Here is a 19,448-nt window from a genome sequence, read left to right as displayed (position 1 = left end):
CGTCAGGCTTTCGCCCATTGCGGAAGATTCCCTACTGCTGCCTCCCGTAGGAGTCTGGGCCGTGTCTCAGTCCCAGTGTGGCCGATCACCCTCTCAGGTCGGCTACGCATCGTCGCCTTGGTAGGCCTTTACCCCACCAACTAGCTAATGCGCCGCAGGCCCATCCACAAGTGACAGATTGCTCCGCCTTTCCTCCTTCTCCCATGCAGGAAAAGGATGTATCGGGTATTAGCTACCGTTTCCGGTAGTTATCCCTGTCTTGTGGGCAGGTTGCCTACGTGTTACTCACCCGTCCGCCGCTAGGTTATTTAGAAGCAAGCTTCTAAATAACCCCGCTCGACTTGCATGTATTAGGCACGCCGCCAGCGTTCGTCCTGAGCCAGGATCAAACTCTCCATTAAAGATCAATCGAAATTGATTTATAGAAAGAGCGATTAGCTCATTTTGAAACTGACGAGATAAAATATCTCATAACTTGCTTCCATTTCATACAGCCAGATAGCGTGTATCAAAATTTCAGCGTTGGATTTTGCAAACAAAATCCCTACTCACTCGTTGTTCAGTTTTCAAAGATCAAACTTTTTTTATTTCTTTGCCACTCTCATTATCGACAGCAACTCTTATATAATATCACATTTCAACCAACTTCGCAACAACTTTTTTAGAGGAGCTTTTTCCTTCTAAATTTATTCTGCTAATGGCTGACCGGCGAAACATCTTATTTAAAAGGCCGGAATAAGAATATACCACATAATCAAATCATTTAGCAAGTGTTTTTTCCTAAAATAATTTGAACTTAATTTAAAATTATAACAAACCCAAAAACCGATGATGATCGCGCACTACAGCTGCCTTTTAAGAAACCACAAATCAAGAGGACTTCAATCTGAAAAATACAAGGAAAAGCCAGCGAGTTTATCGCCGGCTTCCCGTTAATCAACAAAATGTTATGGAGTGTGATGGCTAAAATATTGGAGCGTTCCAGTTGGATAAGAGTTCCACTCTCCCGGAAGGTTATAAGAGGAAGAACCGGACTTAATCCCCGATTTTCGGATAATAGTCCCATCATTCGGCATAAATTGTGTTTTGCCGTTAGGATCACCTAAGACGTCGATCGTTACACCGTTCTTTTTCAGGACATAGCCTGTCGTTACATTTGTATTCGTTTCTAGTAACATCAATTCATCATTATAGTATGTTGCAGGAACAATGTCGAAAAAGTCATAAAAGATGGAATCGATATATATATAAGGCATGCCTTTCCAAAACGAATTAATAGGCTGGCTCCACACTTTAGGAGTATTTGTAGCTAAATTGTATTGATGAATCTCAAGTGAGTATCCTGCATTTTCTATAGGTTTAGAAGTATCCCCTACTGGATTGTAAAACAACTCAATAGCAGTCCGGGTTTTATCCAAGGATAGATACTGGGAAAAATATAGATCCTCTGGTCCTTGAGGATTTGCAATCACTTGGAATACAGTGGCAGATCCGTTCGACCCGATTACCCAGTAGTATTGAGAAATATCCCCATTCCATGTCCAAACTGTCCCATTAAGAGGGATTGGTCCAGTAAAGGTAGAATCTGCCGTACCCGAATAGACTTTAAATGAAGTTTCACCCAGGAACACTGTTGACATGTCATAAGTAATCGGATCTTTGACCCCTTGCTTGGTTCGGATTTGAACCATTCCGTTCGTCGCTAGAGGAGCATTTGTTACCTGAAAATTATAGGTGGCTGTTCCGCCATGCCCGTCATCCGCAGTAATCGTTACCTTGGTACTTCCTGCCTGATTGCCCGGAGTAAGAGTCAGCGTTGATCCGTTAACCTCTGCATTTGCCACACCGCTTGATTCAACAGTAGAAGTAAACGTCAGGGCATCCCCGTCAGCATCACTGAACAATTGGGATAGATCGTAGCTTCTTGGATTGGTAACTCCTGCAGTCAACACTTGTTCATAAATGGCAGCTTCTACTTGAGGGCGTTGATTTGAAGATGGGTTAGACGAGCCGGATGACTGGACATTGACCTGAAAGGTAGTTGAAGTTTCCCCTCCGTGGCCATCCGTTACCTTGATTTCTATGCTTGTCGTCCCTGCACTTAGTGCCTGAATTTTCAATTGGTCTCCGATGATTTCCGCCGAAGCAACAGACGGAACGGAAGAGGTTGCCTTAAAGGTCAACGTATCTCCATCAGGATCTGTAAAAACAGTACCTAAATCGAGTGAGTAAACCGCATCACCTATAGTAAGCGACTGGTCTGCAGGTTTAGTTTCTACTGGATTTTGATTCTGTGGAGGTCCAGCTGTGACGGTGATTTTGAAAGTTTCGATTACTTCCCCTCCACGGCCATCTATTGCTTTGATCGATACTAATGTGCTACCGATGGTTAATGGTGTAAGAGTGAGCACATCCCCATAAACGGCAGCAGTCACAACAGTCGACTCAGAAACGCTATGAACATCGTAGGTTAAAACATCGTTATCAGGACTGGAGAAGAAATCATTTAAGGACAATTGAATATCGCCTGTATTTATTTCTTTCATCTGATCTGGAATCCCTGTGGAAATCGGGGATTCATTAACAGTAACATCAAAATCAGTAATAACTTCGCCCCCACGCCCATCTTTTGCTGTAAGCTGAATCGTTGCTGTTCCTGAGGAAGCTGCATGGACCGTGGCTATGTTTCCGTTAACGGATACAGCAGCAACTGACGAATCTGAAGATTCTGCCAAAACGTCCACAGAGTCGCCATCAGGATCATGGAATACTGTAGATAAATCCAAGATAAAGTCTGCTTTGCCTAAAATAAGTGTCTGATGACCCGGCTTCTGGTCTATAACTGGATTTTGGTTAGGTACAGCGGTTACTTCCATTTGAAACGACTGGATTGTGCTTCCCCCATGGCCATCAGATGCCTTAACAGACACTGATGTGCTGCCAATTTTTAACGGTGTAATAGTGAGCGTGTCCCCATTTAACACTGCAGTCGCAACGGAAGAATCAGCAATATTATCAATGCTGTATGACAACGAATCCTGCTCACGATCAGTAAAGAAGTCTTTTAAAGATAATTGAATGTCGCCGGAATTGATTTGTTTCGTCTGATCCGGAATTTGTAAGGATACCGGAGGTTCATTAACGGTAATATCAAAATTGGTTTTAACCTCGCCTCCACGGCCATTAGTCGCTTTTAGCTGGATGTTTGCTGTTCCTGAGGAAACTGCATGAACCGTGGCTTGATTTCCGTTAACGGAGACTGTCGCAATGGAAAGATCCAAGGATTCTGCCGAAATGGTCAGTGGTTTGCTGTCCGGATCAAGGAATACCGGGGATAAATCCAGGATGTAGTCCGCATCGCCCACAGTGAGCGTTTGGTTACCTGGCTTCTGATTTACAACCGGATTTTGATTAGGTCCAGCAGTTACCACTAATTGAAACGACTGGCTTGCACTGCCCCCCCGACCATCAGATGCCTTGATAGTAACTTCGGCATGTCCTACAGCTGCCGGAGTTAATACCAATTGATCACCCGTCAGGGTAAAGGTGGCAATGGAAGGATCATCGATCGCAACCTCATAGGTCATGGGATCATTTTCAGAATCTGTAAAATATGATCCTAAAGACAAGGTTACATCGTTGCTTCCAAGCTGTTCGCTTTGATCAGGGATACCCAATGAAACAGGAGATTCATTAACACGGACCTTGAAACTCGTTCCCGCTTTTTTCCCGGCCTGGTCATCTGCGGCGATCGTAATAGTCGCAGTCCCTTTGCCAACAGCTTTGATAAACAGGTTGGTTCCCTCTACTCGGACTGTACTGATTTTTGTACTAGACGACACAGCCGTATATTTGAGCTCAGACTGCTCCTCATCCGTAAAATGCCCAAGCAAGTCAATCTGAAGTTCAGAATCGCCCACCGTTATGGCATGATCGTCATATTTGGTCACTAACTTCGGTGCTGTATTGGTCACAACCGCAGAACGCGAGCTACTGGAGGAGCTTCCGGAAGAAGTTGCAGTGACTCCTGATACTGTCGAAGAGGACACACCTGCTGCAAATGAAGTATTCGTGACTTGGCTGGAGGAGCTTACACTAATATTTGCTCCAGAGTTATTTACTTGTAAATTTGAAATGGTTCCAGCTACCTCCAGACTGACCGAAGAGGAATTGTTCACAGCCAATGTATTAATGGAGGCCTGTCCTGTCAGAGCTACGGGCTGGTCACTGTTGACCGACAATTGCTGAATAGTACCCTGCAACTTTACTTGCTGGGCACCGGTAAGAACATTCAACTTCTGTATTGAAGAGGATGAATCATTTTCAAGCGTTGCATTGGAAGTCAACGCCATCTGATCCACTGTCGAATTTCCTTGAATGACTACATGGACATCCTGTTTGGATACCTCGACATCCTGCAGCCCAGATGCGTCAAACAATACGGTGTTTTGGTCACCACCCTGAATATAAGTTTTTCCTTGTACCGTAAATTTAGAGGCATAGAAATCATGTGCAAGGCTTGATGTAACTGTAAAACTATTTTTGATGTTCAAATTCATAACCGAAATGTAATCACCGTCAATGGATAGATCTCCGTCAATCGAGGAGTTATGACCATCTAATACAAGATTGCCGCTGAATTCGGAAGCTTGCCCTATCGGGGCTTGCCCGCTCGCATGGATGACCAGTTTGGTAATCGATTCAATGGTCCGCTGTGAGGCTACAAATTGAATATCGGCTCCTTTGAGAATCTCCTGGTTAGAGGTTTGCAGGATTCCTTTAACTGAATCCGAAAGTTTATATTCAATCCCGTTAATCCAGGCCTTTCCATCCTCTACTTTTTGGAGTTGGACTACATGATCTTTAGGGAAAAAGGTAGACATCATATACTGAGCTATATCTTGACGTTGAACAGACGATTTAGGTTTGAAACCGGACTGATCCGTCTTCATGGAGCCCGACTGTAAAGCCGTATTAACGTAAGGTCGAGCCCACGGGCTAACCCGATTCCAATCAGTAAGTTTGGCAGACTCCGTGGCGTCAGCTGTAATAGGAAGCCCGGCGGCCCGCATAAGCAGAACCGCTGCCTCCTCCCTGGTTACTACCGCTTTAGGCCTGAATTTGGAGCCATCGTCTCCATTCATGAGTCCTGCACGGTGTACAGCCTCAATATAAGGACTCGACCAACTTTTCGAGTCTACATCCGAGAAGCTGCTGCTTGCTGCTTTAGAAGTAGAGAGTTGCAGAGCTTGAGTTAATAGAACCGCCATTTCTTGACGAGTCAACAAATCCATTGGCCGATAAGATCCGGAAGGATCGCCATGCAGAAGCCCAGCTTCAATGGCTTGCAGGATGCTTGTCTTTTGCTCTGAAGTAATATTATTGATGTCTTTAAAAGACAGGCTGGCCAGAGCCACTCCGTTTGATGCATCGCTGGCCGCAGATGCAATTGTCTGCAAAGCGGTTGGAGCAACAAGTGCAGCCAAGGCTAATGTAATCAGCCATTTATTGGGTTTAGAACTCATGATGTTCCCTCTATTCTTTTTATTCATTACGGTGCCTCACTGCTAAAGATACCGATATTATCCGTATAATCGATTCCTTCATCAATCCATTCACTTGCCTCGTAGTGGCCTGCATTTCCATGAGTAATACCGGATAGTCTAGCTAAAGTGGTATGAGGCTGAAACACTGACGTATCAATCAGCCGGTTATCGTAATAGAGCGATAAAGTGACAGGTGCTGAATCATCGTTATAAAATCCCATATCCATGAAGTAATCTACATGCGCATCACCAAAATACATAGTTTCTCCTATCACAAAAGTAGCTTTACTTGGAATAATAGCACCAGCCTCTTGACTTATTACGATCGAATCTCCACCGCTACTACGTTCAATTCTAATTTTTGAAGCATCTAACTCCTCAGAACCCGCATTATAAAGCTCAATAATCTGCATCATAGGGTCGCTCTCCCCCCATGCCAACTCAGAGAAGAAAAGTCCCTTCTTTTCTCCAACAGTGACTTGGAAGGTCGTTTGAACGATTCCCCCCTGCCCATCATCTGCGGTGACTGTAACTGTAGCACTTCCCACTGCAAGCGGAGTAATGCTCAGTTGGTCACCTGTAACGGAAACCGTTGCTACTCCAGGGTCCGATGAATCAGCGGTATACGTTAGCGAATCCAAATCTTCATCTGCAAAAGTTGAAGCAAGTCCAACAGTTGTATCCATAGCACCTGCTTCTGTAGAAATATCATTAATCGTGCTTTGAACAACAGGAGCGTGATTAACCGCAGGCAAAGGAGTCACCGTTAGAGTAAAATTCGTTTCCACCGTGCCTCCATTGCCGTCGTTCGCCGTTACCGTAATCGTGGCAGTGCCCGCGTTCACTGGCGTTATTTTCAGGTCGCTTCCGGTTACCGATACTGTTGCCACGCCCGCATCCGTCGAGGTTGCCGTATACGTCAGGGCGTCGCTGTCTTCATCTGCAAATACACCTGCAAGGCTCACCGTCTTAACACCATCTGCGGCTCCTGTTGTAACATTGCTGATCGACGTGTTCACCGTCGGCGCATGGTTCACGGCTTCCGGGATCACCGGCGTGATCGTTACGCTGAACTGCGTATCCACCGTGCCACCCTTGCCGTCATTTGCCGTTACAGTAATCGTGGCAGTGCCCGCGTTCACTGGCGTTATTTTCAGATCGCTTCCGGTTACCGATACTGTTGCCACGCCCGCATCCGTCGAGGTTGCCTTGTACGTCAGGGCGTCACTGTCTTCATCTGCAAACACACCTGCAAGGCTCACCGTCTTGATGCCGTCCGAGGCTCCTGTCGTCACATTGCTAATCGATGTGTTCACTGTCGGCGCATGGTTCACAGCTTCCGGGATCACCGGCGTGATTGTCACGTTGAACTGCGTATCCACCGTGCCACCCTTGCCGTCGTTTGCCGTTACAGTAATCGTGGCGGTGCCCGCATTCACTGGCGTTATTTTCAGGTCGCTTCCGGTTACAGATACTGTCGCCACGCCCGCATCCGTCGAGGTTGCCGTATACGTCAGTGTGTCGCTGTCTTCATCTGCGAATACACCTGCAAGGCTCACCGTCTTGATGCCGTCCGAGGCTCCTGTCGTGAAATTGCTGATCGACGTGTTCACCGTCGGCGCATGGTTCACAGCTTCCGGGATCACCGGCGTGATCGTTACGTTGAACTGGCTGTTAATAGTCCCTCCCTTGCCGTCGTTCGCCGTAACTGTGATCTTGGTTGTTCCTGCACTCACCGGTGTGAGAGTCAGCTGACTTCCATTCACTGATACCGTCGCTACGTTCGTGGCAGAAGTTTCTGCTGTGTAGGTCAGAGCGTCTCCATCAGCATCAGTAAAACTATTTGATAGATTAATCTTTTTAGGCTCATCTGCTGTACTTAACGTAATATCAGTAAACCCGGTAGTAACACCTGGCGCATGGTTAGTCACTGATTTTGTTGAACCTCCACCTCCAGAGAAAAATGTCACGCTGCTCGACGTAACTGTAGTCGGTTCTTGGATCGTTCCGTCAGTCAACTGAATTTGTCCAATCTGCTTTTGTACTTCGTTGTAATTTTGAATAACTTGTGATACGGATGCCTCTTTAGGCAGCTTAATTGTTTCAACTTTAAAATTCGGGTTCAATGTCACTTTAGCGTTCGCGTTGGCAGCTTGAAGTTCCCCAATTGTTCCGGTTCCTTTAATAGAAATACCATTGCCAGAATTCAGAGTAAGATGGTTTACGTTGCCATTCAGCTGGATACTAGAAACACCGTCATTAAGCTCGATTACTCCTTTGATATCCCCTTTAATCTGAACACCATCACCTGAAATTCGAAGCAGGCTGCTTTCCGGCAAACCATCCGTGTTTAGCACAACATCTTTTTGCACGATTTCCAATTGTTGCAGCCCGTCCACATTACGATTGCGCGAATTAAACTTTAATGTAGCTCCTTTTAACGCATCTTTATTGGAGTTTCCGATTAATTCTTTCAATTTTCCTTCTATTAAATAGGGAACATTATCAATTGTTACAATGTCTCCATCAATGTTGTTAATCGTAGCTGTTTGCTCTTGAGTTTTGAAAATATCTAGCAGGAAAGGAGCAATATCCTCCCTTTTTACTTCACCTCTGGGATTGAGCTTGCTGTCATGAATATCAATTAACCCCAAACGAAGTGCCGTATCTACCGATCCAGCCGCCCATTGGCTTACTGAGGACTGATCTTTAGGCAAAATGCTTGATCCGCCCTCTGCATTAACCCCTCCGACTGCACGAACAAACACAGCTGCCAGTTCTTCACGTGTAATAGGATCGTTCGGACGGAAGTTTCCTAATCCATCCCCTGATAGAAACCCGGCTTTTTGTGCGGCTTCTATATATGGGGCAGCAAATTGTTTACCTTGCACATCTTTAAAAGTAGAAGAACTCGAAATAGGGTCCAATTTTAAAGCTCTGACTAATAATACTGCGAGTTCCTGACGAGTTAATGTTGCTGCAGGGCGAAAAGTTCCTTGAGGATCCCCAGACAAAAGCCCCTGGCTTACAGCTTCTTGGATGGCCGCCATTTTATCACTCGTCACATAGGATATATCTGAAAATAAATTATTGGCAGGCGTTGCAGCGTAAGCAGAAGTACCAAACGTCGCCTGAAGAGCAACAAGCGCAGCTGCCCATTTAAGTGAATAAACCTTCAATCGATTTACCTCCTAATTTACTTTTTGAGTAAAACGTCCCTATTCGATCTTCGAAATATTTTTGCATAATCTAAGATAACAAGGTCACTATATTTGTCGAATAAAATGTGTTTTATTAATCTTTTATTCATATATTTGTCGAAAATAAGTGATTTATGTCGTTTTAAATCAATATACACGAGACCACTGAACCAATTCTGAACAAAGCTTATATGTAATAATGCCTAGTTGTATTAAGTCCTCACCTATATTCTTCAAATAACTTATTTCCGCTAGTGATTTATCGGAATCTTTCTTTAAGCGCGACTCTTGCTCTATAAAAAATAATCACAGGCTAGATTCCTGCGATTATTTTTAAATTAAGGCAGCCAATGTGAGGTGTGGAATGACGTTTAAAAACGATTAGTTTACCAAGATTAATATCGTCGACTATTGGACAGCTTCAATTAGCATAAAAAGCAGCAGCTTCACGGATCGTTCCGGAAAAGCTGCTGCTTCCATGTTCTTATTACACTTTGGCACTTGCCAGAGTCAGGAAATACAATTGTTATCGCGTTAGTTTAGGACTTAACAATCCGTAAATAATAAAAAAGCTAGGTTCACGAATTATGGGCATAATCCGTAAACCTAGCTCATGACGAGTCTTACTTAAGGTTATATTTTTTGTTAAAGCGATCCACACGTCCACCAATATCCACGTTTCTTTGTTTACCAGTGAAGAACGGATGAGAAGCGGAGCTAGTATCTACACGAATAACTGGATATGTGTTGCCATCTTCCCATTCCATTGTTTCTTGCGAATGTTTAGTAGAAGCACTCAGGAAAGAGAATCCACAGCTAGGGTCCAAAAAGATAACTTTATTCAATGTTGGATGAATATCTTTTTTCATTTGTCTCACCTAATCTTTCATTTAATTTTAGTTTTAAATTCAAACGTACTGGCGCAATGCTCCATCAGTTGGCAAAAGGAACGGTTATGTCTCAGAAAAAAAGACGACAGATCCTAACGGTTGTGCTCAAGTCTCGTAAACGACAAGCAAACGATGCCGTATATATCGCATCGCCCATTGCACGAACGCTCCGTATCTTTCGTCAGCCTTCATCGTTATATAAGCATATAGTGAATGGTCCTCCAGCTCGTCCCGAATGCTGACCTCAGCTTGGGAGAACCCGGCTACCATGTGCTTTCGATTCAAAAGGCAAAGCGTGCCATATTGCTCAGCATCTATCACTACAACCATGAAAAGAAGCCGTTCTCTTAGGTGCTAGCTTTAACTTTGGACGCTCTATCCATTGGACTAATTCAAGTTTTCGCCGGTTCCATAACGCAGGCTTTTTGCAAACTTAACAGGCTCCGCTCAGGAAGCAGAATCATTCAGGTTGCTATGCAGCAAACCATAAATTATCTAGTTTCACGATGAATCGTGTACTTTTTCAAACGCGGAGAGTATTTTTTCATTTCAAGACGCTCCGGGTGGTTTCTTTTGTTCTTGGTTGTTGTATAGTTGCGATCACCGGATTCGGTGCATGCCAAGGTAACAATAACGCGCATTATTCTTCCTCCTTAATTGGAATACATGGTATACAATTACAATAGTAATTTTTACGATTAGTTCTATTCTATAATTCATGTTCCGCTTTGTCAACCTTAGAGGCTCGGTTTGTTGCTTCTTCTACCGTGTTCCAGCGATTACGGTACTGTGCAAGCTTCGGGTGAAGCTCCAATGGTTCACTCGAAAGCACCAACCTGACGGTTCTAATCCATTCCCCAAAGGATGCATAAGAAGCAAACAAATTTGCAGTTTCAGGACTCATGTACAAAAAAAGCGGAGCTGCATACTTTTCCGCCAAAAAACGAATGGCTGCTTCAATAGGCGTATATTTTTTCCGCTTACCTTCCCAGTTCTCAATCACTACAGCGCTCAAAGCCTGCTCTCGTTGCCACTCTCCCAGTTCGTCGACTCGCTTATAATACGAGCGTACCGGCTGCTTCCACATTCTTCTGACCGTTTCTTCATGTAATGGATACAGTACTAGCTTTGTAAAAGATAGTGCAGCTCCCGTTTCAGCAAAAAGCTCCAGCTCACTGGTTGTAATCTGCTCAAATGTATCATAGTAAATGATAGTCCCTTTATGCGTCTCGATCGGCGGCTCATAACCATAGGGTACATATTGAAGGTTTCTTGTCATACTAGGCACTCCGTCCTTCCAAGATAAACTTTTCCTTCTATTATTATACCCTTGTTATGGCATGAGCTTACATAAAATGTTTATCTTATTCGACAGCAGGTGTATTACCTCGTGCCCCCCGCCGGAACTGCAACGCGTAAAGCCCCATCGTCACAAGTGCAATCAGCGCAAGCACCGTAAATATATTGCTAAAGTTGAATACCTCGACATTAGATACGACAGGATTCAAATGAAAAGATGAAGAGCTATCCAACGTTTTGCCCAAAATACTAGTTGTCATCGCCCCGGCAATAAAATTCAACAGGGATAACAGCCCCATTCCAACACCAATCTGGTCTTTCGACAACGTCCGAGAAATCGTGTTGGACATGGCAATTTGCATAAAGGTCTGGCCTACATTTCCGAAAATAAGTAAAAACAAAATCAGATACGGAGACGCGCCTACAAACGTAGACAAGCTGATAAAGCAGATAAATAATAGCGATACGGCTGTATACACCAGCAACGAATTCCCTTTGCTATCGGCCAAACGCCCCCCTTTTTTTCCTAATAGTGCTGACGCGATAGCAGCAGGAAACATAATCAGTCCAATCGTTGCCGGTGTAAGCTGGTTGAGACTGTTTAGAAACTGTGGTGCCAAGTACGGCAATCCAAAGCTAATCCCCGTCCCTAAAAAAGCGATGAGAAGCCCGTATGAATATTGCTTGTTACGGAACAGCTTCGGCTGGATGAACGGATCGTGGGCAGTATGAATGCGCCATATAAACAGTGCAAATAACACTACACCGATCAGAAAAAACATCATATTGGCTTGTGAAATGGAAAGCAACAAGCAGGCCACTGTTCCACCTAGCAACAATCCACCAAGAAAATCGAACTTCTGATCCTCTCCTCGTTGATCGTCCAAGTATTTACGAAAGAATGGCAAAGCGATCAATGGCAGCATGGAAATGACGAACAAAAAACGCCAGCTCGCAAAACCTGTAATCAAACCAGAAATAATGGGAGCCAGTGCAGTACCTAATGCCAAGCCGATTGCGGTGACGCCCAGAGCTCTCCCTCTTTTTTCAGCCGAAAAATAGCGAACAGGAACGATCATAGCGGTTGCTGGAATGACAGCAGCCCCTGTGGCCTGAAGCAAACGAGCTACAATTAACATCCAAAATTGATTGGCTAACAGCCCAATAAGCGAACCAAGTGCAAAAAAGATAATCCCAAATGTCAGTAAATCCTTGAGACGATACTTATCTGCCAGCTTGCCGTAGGTTACAGAGCCCACTGCATACACAATCATATAGCCGGTCAGCAGCCAGCTTACATCGGAGGCACTAATGTGAAACTCCTCGCGAATTACAGGCATCACTACATTGAACATAAAGGCATTCATCACTGAAAAAACAAGTGTGAAAGCCAACACACGCATAAGCTTATCCGCATTGGGATAAGTTTGTTCTTTTATCATATGCTTTCTCCCTCTCCTATACATATCTTATCTAGGTGACATTTTATAGTCTATGGATACCCCTATCCGGACAAAATTTTTCTAGTTATCTGCTTCAACGTAAGCATTTGCAGCATGATAATCATGAAGAATTTTTTTGAGTAAACCGCGCAGCGCTTCTGATTCTTGGGCAGATAATGTTTTGCCTACAGAGCTTTTGATTTGCTCTATGGTACGTTCAGCTACCTTGTGAATTTCCAAGCCTTGCTTGGTCAAATAAATTTGCTTCATTCGCGCGTCTTCCGGATGACATTGGCGTACTGCCCAGTTTTTCTTGACGATTCCGTTAATCAGGCTGGTAACGCTTGATTTATCAATAAGCAATAGCTTTTCCAAATCCGTATTGGTGATTCCAGGCGACATCGCCAGTATGTAGAGCGTCTGCGATTGCGGGGAGGTAAGCCCCAAAGGACGGAGTGCGGTTTCAATCTCACGTCGGACGGTGGTAAAAATCCATTTAATTAAATACATCGTGCTTTCTTCCTCCCAGGGAAGACAAACGGGATACACCTCACTTCCCATTTTAATGTTAACCTCCATTTCCATTGAATTTTAATAGTTTGAATTCCAACTAATTTTAATCAGTTGCCTACTTGGTGTCAATACTTTCATAAAATGATCATCTACTGATGTCTAGTGAATTTTAATTTACAAATACATTCTATATATAGAAATGTATATAACAAAAGACGAGCCCGGGAAGGAGCTCGTCTTTTGCCGTTTTATAGTTGCTTAGTTCGCAGCCTTTACTTGAACCAGCGGATAATCTTTTCCATCTATAGTAACTGTGCTAGCATCATTCAGCTCCAGCCGTTGCCAAATGGTCAACAGCGTACGATAAGGATACTTGTCGAGGTCATATTCCGTTGTCCCTGTACCATCGCCGGATGTGCTACTTGTTGCTTTATCGGTTGCCGTGCCGCCACCCTCAGTCTTAACCTCTGAAGTTGTGCCTTGACCCGTATTGTCCGTCACCGCCCCAGTCTGATCCGTGCTTTTTCCACTGGCTGTAATACTCTGAGTTGTGGAACCACCGTCTGTAGACTCTTTGTTTGCTGTCTTGCTTTTGGTGGTAGCGCCCTCAGTGTTAACGTCACTGGACGAACCATTGTTAGCTTTACTGGCTGCTTCCTTATCGTTCTGTTCCGCAAGCGTAAAATTTTCGTATGAGTGCTCCTGTTGATCCGCGCCGACAATGACGAGTTTTTTGGGCTTAAATTCTGCCTGTTCTGCCGGTGTTTGAAACGCAAACAACAGCTTGACCATTTTCGTAGTAGACTTGGTGTTAGGTATATGGGTCACAATCGCCGTAGGCTCCTCTTTTACGGGCACTGTAGGCTCTACAGGCTGTTGCACAGGTTTTGGAGCAGCGGCAGGCGTAGGAGTGTCAACAGATCCAATGACCCCAGTAGCTTTCAGGCCGCCTAGCGTACCTGCAATAACAATCAGCACGATTCCGGAAATGACCCCGCCTTTGCGAAAACGACGAAGCGTTTTGACCAATGGCGTGTCTGTCTCACGCTTTGCTGCCTGATAGAAATTTTTAAAAACAGGCTTAGCTGGTTCAAAATATTGGCGCCACAGCGTCTTTTTATGCAGCCCTTCTCGTCCTTCCTTTTGGAAGAATAAAAGCAACGCACGCCGATAGGCTGGTTCAAAACCGCCACGTGGAGTAGAAAACTCAGGGTGCTCCTCCGACCAGCGGATAAAGCGGTACATCGTATCGTTATCCTTCGCCCATTTGCGAATCGAACTGACCAGGCGGGCAAAATCCATTATTCCTTCTCCTGACCCATCAGAACGATAGAAAGCTGGCAATAGACGGGCAAAATGCCCTTCTGCAAGCTGCTGGGGCAGCCAACTGTAAGCCCAATCCTGTACTTTTTGGACTTCGCCTGGCTCCAGACCGTCCAGCACTGATGGTTCCGGGTCTTCTGTGTTAAACCAATCATAAGCCGCAATCAACCGCACTGCTTGTCCCTTGAGAGGAGCAGGCAACTTCCCAACCCACTGTACCAAATCGGACCGTGTAAAAAACGGAATCTGTACGACCTGATCGGGTGACATTTCTTTTAGCTCTACTTCTGTGAGCAAATACCGATCCGATGCTTCCTGCAAGCGCTCTGTCAATCCGGATTGCTCTAGCGGAGACAATGTGCCTACGGCAGAACTACTGTCCCATTGACGCAAGCGCTGGTGAATGGCAGCCACAGCCTCTACCGGCTTTCTCTCAGCACGCAGCTTGCCCATCAACGCAGATTCGGCCAAAAGCTGAAAATCGGCATTCGACGACACTTCGATATACCGACTGCCCCATTCATGCACCACGGCCAGCAAACCCTTGACATCAGTCGTTCTTTTCATCTGGCTGTCCATATAGGGAATGAACAGCATTTTGGTAAGTGCCGGATTGCCCAGTACCTTCGTAAAATAAGCCTTACCTAATGACGGATTCTCTTCAATCGTATGATAAATATACGTGACCGCTTCTGTATTCCTGGCGGAATAAGCGTTGTTTAGTGAACGGATTAAATATTCCACTAATCGATTTTCGCTGCTGCGTGCATGAACTTTATAATAGTCCTTGAAGCAATCAACCAGTCCTACCTCTGGAATGTGTCCATCCTTCACTCGATCAAACTCATGGTCAAAAAAGGACAAGAACAGATCATTCAGCCGCATTTTTCGTGGTAGCGCATCGGATGGTGATAAATAATCAGTCAAGCTTCGTAACACAGCGATCCGTTGCTCGTTGTATAATGAGCGCTCTCCCTGCTCAATTCTGTACAACGTAATGAGTTCATGATAGCTGGAAGGCATGAGTTCACGCCCTGCCTCCATGCCTGTCAGCATTTGCTCGGCAAATTTGAGAAAATCGTCCGGTGACCCGCCATTCAGCAGTGTACGCACAATCCAGTCAAAATACGGCTGTTTCACCTGCTCTGCATCCACATTAAGTACTCGACTATGATTAGACAGGTCAAATACAAAGTCCTTTTCCACATTCCGATCACCGGGACGTAGACTGAAAGGCTCCACGAACATTAAGTGAATGCCTTTTCTGCTGTTCGGTTCCTGCGCATATGTAAGAAATCCGAGTCTGTTGCGAAATGCATAAGGCAGTGCCGCATACAACACACCCAGCAGCTGCTTGGCTGAAGATCCTACCGCTTCTGCTGGAACATTCAACGCTACATATACCTTTTTGCGCCCCGCGGCTGACATCATGACTGCGTATAAAAGCTGCTTGAATACGTCTTCGCTCAACTGCAATTGAGCCAGCACTGCAGACGGATCAACAGCAGGAAATACACTTCCGCCTGGGAGACGCTCTAATTCCGGTAATTCGGTTCCCTGCTCAATATCGTAGGTATCGACAAACGAGGTGTTCAGCCACTGCTTATAATCAGATGGAGACTCACCATGTCCGGCCGGAATTACATAGTTGTGCGTAAAAAAGGCACTCCGCAACCCAGTGAAATCCGCTGCTTTATAAATACTGCGCCCAAGCACTACATCTCCTGACTCCGTCCGTACCAGATGTAATGCTTCCGGATAGACAGTCTCCTGCTTCTCACCACGTGCCGTCAGAGCAGCAGGCGCATCATACACACATAAAGGATGCAGCACTTTTTTTATAAAGGATGCATCCAGTCCTTTGGAATTAGCTACTGTATCGAAGCCTTCCGTAGAACGGAAAATACCGCGCCGTTCCCGTGTGTACATCTGCTGCTGTATCATATGAGAGGTAGATAAACTCACTGTGATTCTCTCCCCTCAATGTACTTCAACTTATAAAGTAGCCAGATGAATGGCTCATCTACACGAATCGGACTAACTAACCCCTGCAGCTTTTGGTCCACCGGATTGCTGCCCAAAGCGGAAACCGCGAAATAAGCCGTATCTGTAAAATATACATCCATCGTGCCCTTGAACGGCTTATCCACCTTCTCGATAAAGCGTCGAACTTCGCCATCGATGTTGGCAAACTCATCCAAATCCATGTATTTGCGATGTTCCATTGGATTAAAAATATTGCTGTTATTCTTGATATATGTGCCTTCTTCATCTGCCAATGCAGTAAGCATATCGCTTTTGGTCAGGACCACAGCGGTTGGAATGTCCGTCTTGCCTTTGTCCTGGTATGCAATAAAGTCACCGAACATCGTAAGTACGACATCACGCGGTTCATCATATTGCGAGACAAACTCACCAGGCTTATCGCCAAGATTAATCTTGATCCGTTCCCGGATAGAACGAATTTGCAGGGGATCGACCATGAACAGAATACCCGCAGAATTCTTAATATGCTGCCCGTGCAGTCCCAGATAGTCCTGATCGACCATCCCCTCACCGGCCACATCAAAAAATACCAGTGTCAACGGTGGCTTTTCCTCATCCTTAAATACAAACTGGAAAATAAAAGGCTCCTGCATCTTTTCTTTTTGCGTCGATGTAAGCAGATCGCCTCGTTCAAACAGCGGTTCCTCATACATCGTGCGGAACTTGCGGCTGATCTCTGCATTGAGCGGCATGCAAGCTGCGTCAAAATGATCGGCCGTCACATGCTGAAGCGTGTGAATCAGCGAGGTCATGTATACAGATTTCCCCGCTTGCGAAGCCCCAATAATCGAAATAATATTGCTCGGCACCTTGCCTGCGGTCACAGGCAGCTCGTTATGGCAGTGTGGGCACAGTCGGTGACGTGTCAGCTCACCATAACGGTCCGTCAGACCTGTCAGCACGTGATCTGAATACAAACGATGTTCCTCAGGTACATCATGGGGATGAAGAATTGCCTCCATATCATGTACACTATCCAAGCCAAAACGCTCCCGATACTTGTTCAACAGCTCATCTTCACCCAAAGCGTAATCCTCATCATCTTCACGGTGATGAGAAGCACGGAATACCACTTCCTCTGGGGAAAACTTACTAAAGCAATAAGGGCATACAATATCATAGAATAAGGGCCGTGGTTCGGCCTGTGGCTTTCTTCTGAATAAATTGCTAAGAAAACTCATCGGTTGTGGCCTCCTTTCATTCAGGGACTAATTCATAAATCGTGCCATACTTCTGACCGTCCGTAAAAAACAGCCGCACATATTCATCTCCCCCCACTTCAATAGCGGGTAAAACATTCCGTCCTGCGGCAAAGGGTGCGGTGAACGGATACAAGGTTCCATCGTCTCGGTCTGCCGGATAGCCACCTCGCTTCTTCACGTAGCAGAGCGCCTCCTGCGGAACAGGGACTTCAGCTGTCACCTGAATCTGGACTGTTTTGCGGCTGCGAAACCAGCTCTTTTTATGATGAATCGCATATTTGATTTTAGCCCTCCCCGTACTTAACTCCAGCTGGTTGGCTCCGTCTTGCTGACGGATTACAAAGGTGTCACCATCCTCCCGAACAGCTGGATACACGGTATACCGCACACGTCCAATACCTTCAATCCGGTCACGATAGCTACCAGCAGCCTTGTATTCCTCGCGAGTAAAAAGCTTTAGGTCAGAAATCGACGCTTCATTCTGCCAGTTCACGCCTGCATCGGCTGATTGTTTGGCAATATACACCACGGCTACGCCTTCAGGCCACTGCCAGCGTAACACAACCCGGTTGTCGTCAATTTTGTAGCTCAGCTCCGAAATAACAGGATCACCGGGCTGTGCATCCCTATACTGCATAAGTTCCAGCCTCCCGTTCTAAAATCCACTGCTGCGTCGATTGCGCGTCGGTCCTTCCGGTGCTCCTCTCCGTTGGCCTGATGGCCCACCTTGGCCCCCACCACCTGAAGATCGGCGAGTATTTTCCGCAATCGGCAGAACAAGTGAAAAGACAGCAATAAGAGCCGCCAGTACGAGCGCTGCTAGCAAACGAATCATCAAGTCACCTATAGGGGAACCTGATAACCCCTTTTCCAAAATCAAACCAGCGAGCAAGCCAGCTGGAACTCCACCAATGGCGAAATTCCGCGCGAGAAAACGATTATCGAACATCAGCCCAAGTGCCAATCCCAATAGAACTCCTATAATAACCAAAGCCGTTACGCGATAAATGGCAAAATACAGACTGTCGGCATACTCACCTGTTCGCTCCGTTACTAGCGTGCGATCCCCGATTTTGTCATATATTTTACCAAACGCCTGCGTAAGTCCTTGGGCATTGGCTACATTAGAATAAGTTCCGCCCGTTAGGTTGGCAATATTTTGTAATAAGGCTATACCATCCGATTCGGCCAGTTTCAGTCCGATTGTATTGATCGGAATCTGGCGGGCAATGTAAGGGGCCAATGCGGTCTGCGTATCCAGTTCGCTAAAACCGTCAGAGAGCATAATAACGAGCGAACCTTTTTCCCCATTGCCTTGGGTTTCAATCTCCTTAATCGTCTCGTCCAAAGCAAGCCCTATCTCTGTACCGCCTGACATTAAAGTCTGCATACTATCGATTTTCGAATAAACCGCTTGTTTCTCTGCATCTGTACCAATGGGAGTAAATGGCTGCACCAACTGCGCAGTAGATTCAAATGAAACTATGGCTACGCGCTTGTCTCCATCCATTTGTCCAATTAGACTCTTGGCAGCCGTTAGGCGTTCATTATCAGGGTCTGTTTGCTGCATACTCCCGGAATTATCAATCACAAGCACGAGGTCCTGTACACTCTTGCGCCCTTCAGGGTTAACTTGATAACCCAGTTCCAATAGCAGACCTGCCACGAACAACATAACGAGTGTAGCAGGCACTAGTAATTTCCAGGACAACCCGGAGTATCGTTGTCGCCATGAATGTCCATTTAGCTGTGGCGAAATCAATTCGCCAATAAGGCAGCCTAGACCTATGCACAGCGCCATGATGCCAAAATACAGCCCGACCACGATGATATGCGGCCAATGGCCTATCAATTTGTGAAGAATAAGTTCTCCCAAGATGAAGCCTACTACAGCGCCCAGTAAGCCGAACACCAATAGGAGAACGTTAAATTTACGTTGCTTCATAAGATTCGTTGCTTCCTTCCATCATTAAAGTAGGATATAAAT

At 45.5% G+C, this 19,448-nt stretch carries 12 protein-coding genes and 1 rRNA gene; all 13 read right to left on the bottom strand.

Translation table 11 applies throughout. The features are described from left to right. Positions 1 to 401: ribosomal RNA gene (locus FKV70_RS13105) — 16S ribosomal RNA — on the bottom strand; the annotation flags it as partial. A 546-nt stretch (positions 402 to 947) separates the two neighbouring features. After that, positions 948 to 5,525: an S-layer homology domain-containing protein gene (locus FKV70_RS13100; protein ID WP_142613098.1), complete on the bottom strand. Its 4,578-nt coding sequence runs from the start codon at positions 5,523 to 5,525 to the stop codon at positions 948 to 950. Positions 5,526 to 5,551: 26 nt separating this feature from the next. Continuing rightward, entirely contained in the window at positions 5,552 to 8,725 is a 3,174-nt protein-coding gene (locus tag FKV70_RS13095; protein WP_142613097.1) for an S-layer homology domain-containing protein, read from the bottom strand. Between the two features lie 644 nt (positions 8,726 to 9,369). Next, entirely contained in the window at positions 9,370 to 9,615 is a 246-nt protein-coding gene (locus tag FKV70_RS13090) for a type B 50S ribosomal protein L31 (protein ID WP_063212697.1), read from the bottom strand. Positions 9,616 to 9,741: 126 nt separating this feature from the next. Continuing rightward, complete coding sequence (locus FKV70_RS26570) at positions 9,742 to 9,966, bottom strand: hypothetical protein (protein ID WP_222847809.1); 225 nt, start codon at positions 9,964 to 9,966, stop codon at positions 9,742 to 9,744. A gap of 161 nt (positions 9,967 to 10,127) precedes the next feature. Continuing rightward, positions 10,128 to 10,277, bottom strand: a complete 150-nt coding sequence (gene rpmG, locus FKV70_RS13080) for a 50S ribosomal protein L33 (RefSeq protein ID WP_007430271.1) — start codon at positions 10,275 to 10,277, stop codon at positions 10,128 to 10,130. 68 nt (positions 10,278 to 10,345) lie between these two features. Next, entirely contained in the window at positions 10,346 to 10,915 is a 570-nt protein-coding gene (locus tag FKV70_RS13075; protein WP_142613096.1) for a hypothetical protein, read from the bottom strand. Positions 10,916 to 11,000: 85 nt separating this feature from the next. Continuing rightward, on the bottom strand, positions 11,001 to 12,377 hold the full coding sequence (locus FKV70_RS13070) for an MFS transporter (RefSeq protein ID WP_142613095.1): 1,377 nt from the start codon (positions 12,375 to 12,377) through the stop codon (positions 11,001 to 11,003). An 81-nt stretch (positions 12,378 to 12,458) separates the two neighbouring features. After that, positions 12,459 to 12,938, bottom strand: coding sequence for a MarR family winged helix-turn-helix transcriptional regulator (locus FKV70_RS13065; RefSeq protein ID WP_142613094.1), 480 nt, complete (start codon positions 12,936 to 12,938; stop codon positions 12,459 to 12,461). Between the two features lie 210 nt (positions 12,939 to 13,148). Next, on the bottom strand, positions 13,149 to 16,178 hold the full coding sequence (locus tag FKV70_RS13060; RefSeq protein ID WP_142613093.1) for a GAP1-N2 domain-containing protein: 3,030 nt from the start codon (positions 16,176 to 16,178) through the stop codon (positions 13,149 to 13,151). Continuing rightward, complete coding sequence (locus FKV70_RS13055; RefSeq protein WP_063212702.1) at positions 16,175 to 17,440, bottom strand: TRAFAC clade GTPase domain-containing protein; 1,266 nt, start codon at positions 17,438 to 17,440, stop codon at positions 16,175 to 16,177. Before FKV70_RS13055 ends, FKV70_RS13060 begins: the two co-directional genes overlap by 4 nt. A gap of 16 nt (positions 17,441 to 17,456) precedes the next feature. Continuing rightward, positions 17,457 to 18,098 carry a beta-mannanase gene (locus tag FKV70_RS13050; RefSeq protein ID WP_142613092.1) on the bottom strand — a complete coding sequence of 214 codons (642 nt, stop codon included), beginning with the start codon at positions 18,096 to 18,098 and terminating at the stop codon, positions 17,457 to 17,459. 18 nt (positions 18,099 to 18,116) lie between these two features. Continuing rightward, positions 18,117 to 19,406 carry a vWA domain-containing protein gene (locus FKV70_RS13045; RefSeq protein ID WP_142613091.1) on the bottom strand — a complete coding sequence of 430 codons (1,290 nt, stop codon included), beginning with the start codon at positions 19,404 to 19,406 and terminating at the stop codon, positions 18,117 to 18,119. Between the last annotated feature and the right edge of the window lie 42 nt (positions 19,407 to 19,448).

This window comes from Paenibacillus ottowii, assembly GCF_006874425.1.
GTDB classification, from domain to species: Bacteria; Bacillota; Bacilli; order Paenibacillales; family Paenibacillaceae; genus Paenibacillus; species Paenibacillus ottowii.
This window is presented reverse-complemented; position numbering and strand designations above follow the sequence as displayed.

Excerpts from the sequence above, each read along its gene's own strand:
- FKV70_RS13100 (WP_142613098.1), bottom strand. The coding sequence starts at position 5,525 with ATGAGTTCTAAACCCAATAAATGGCTGATTACATTAGCCTTGGCTGCA.
- FKV70_RS13090 (WP_063212697.1), bottom strand. The coding sequence starts at position 9,615 with ATGAAAAAAGATATTCATCCAACATTGAATAAAGTTATCTTTTTGGAC.
- FKV70_RS26570 (WP_222847809.1), bottom strand. The coding sequence starts at position 9,966 with ATGGTTGTAGTGATAGATGCTGAGCAATATGGCACGCTTTGCCTTTTG.
- rpmG (WP_007430271.1), bottom strand. The coding sequence starts at position 10,277 with ATGCGCGTTATTGTTACCTTGGCATGCACCGAATCCGGTGATCGCAAC.
- FKV70_RS13075 (WP_142613096.1), bottom strand. The coding sequence starts at position 10,915 with ATGACAAGAAACCTTCAATATGTACCCTATGGTTATGAGCCGCCGATC.
- FKV70_RS13070 (WP_142613095.1), bottom strand. The coding sequence starts at position 12,377 with ATGATAAAAGAACAAACTTATCCCAATGCGGATAAGCTTATGCGTGTG.
- FKV70_RS13065 (WP_142613094.1), bottom strand. The coding sequence starts at position 12,938 with ATGGGAAGTGAGGTGTATCCCGTTTGTCTTCCCTGGGAGGAAGAAAGC.
- FKV70_RS13055 (WP_063212702.1), bottom strand. The coding sequence starts at position 17,440 with ATGAGTTTTCTTAGCAATTTATTCAGAAGAAAGCCACAGGCCGAACCA.
- FKV70_RS13050 (WP_142613092.1), bottom strand. The coding sequence starts at position 18,098 with ATGCAGTATAGGGATGCACAGCCCGGTGATCCTGTTATTTCGGAGCTG.
- FKV70_RS13045 (WP_142613091.1), bottom strand. The coding sequence starts at position 19,406 with ATGAAGCAACGTAAATTTAACGTTCTCCTATTGGTGTTCGGCTTACTG.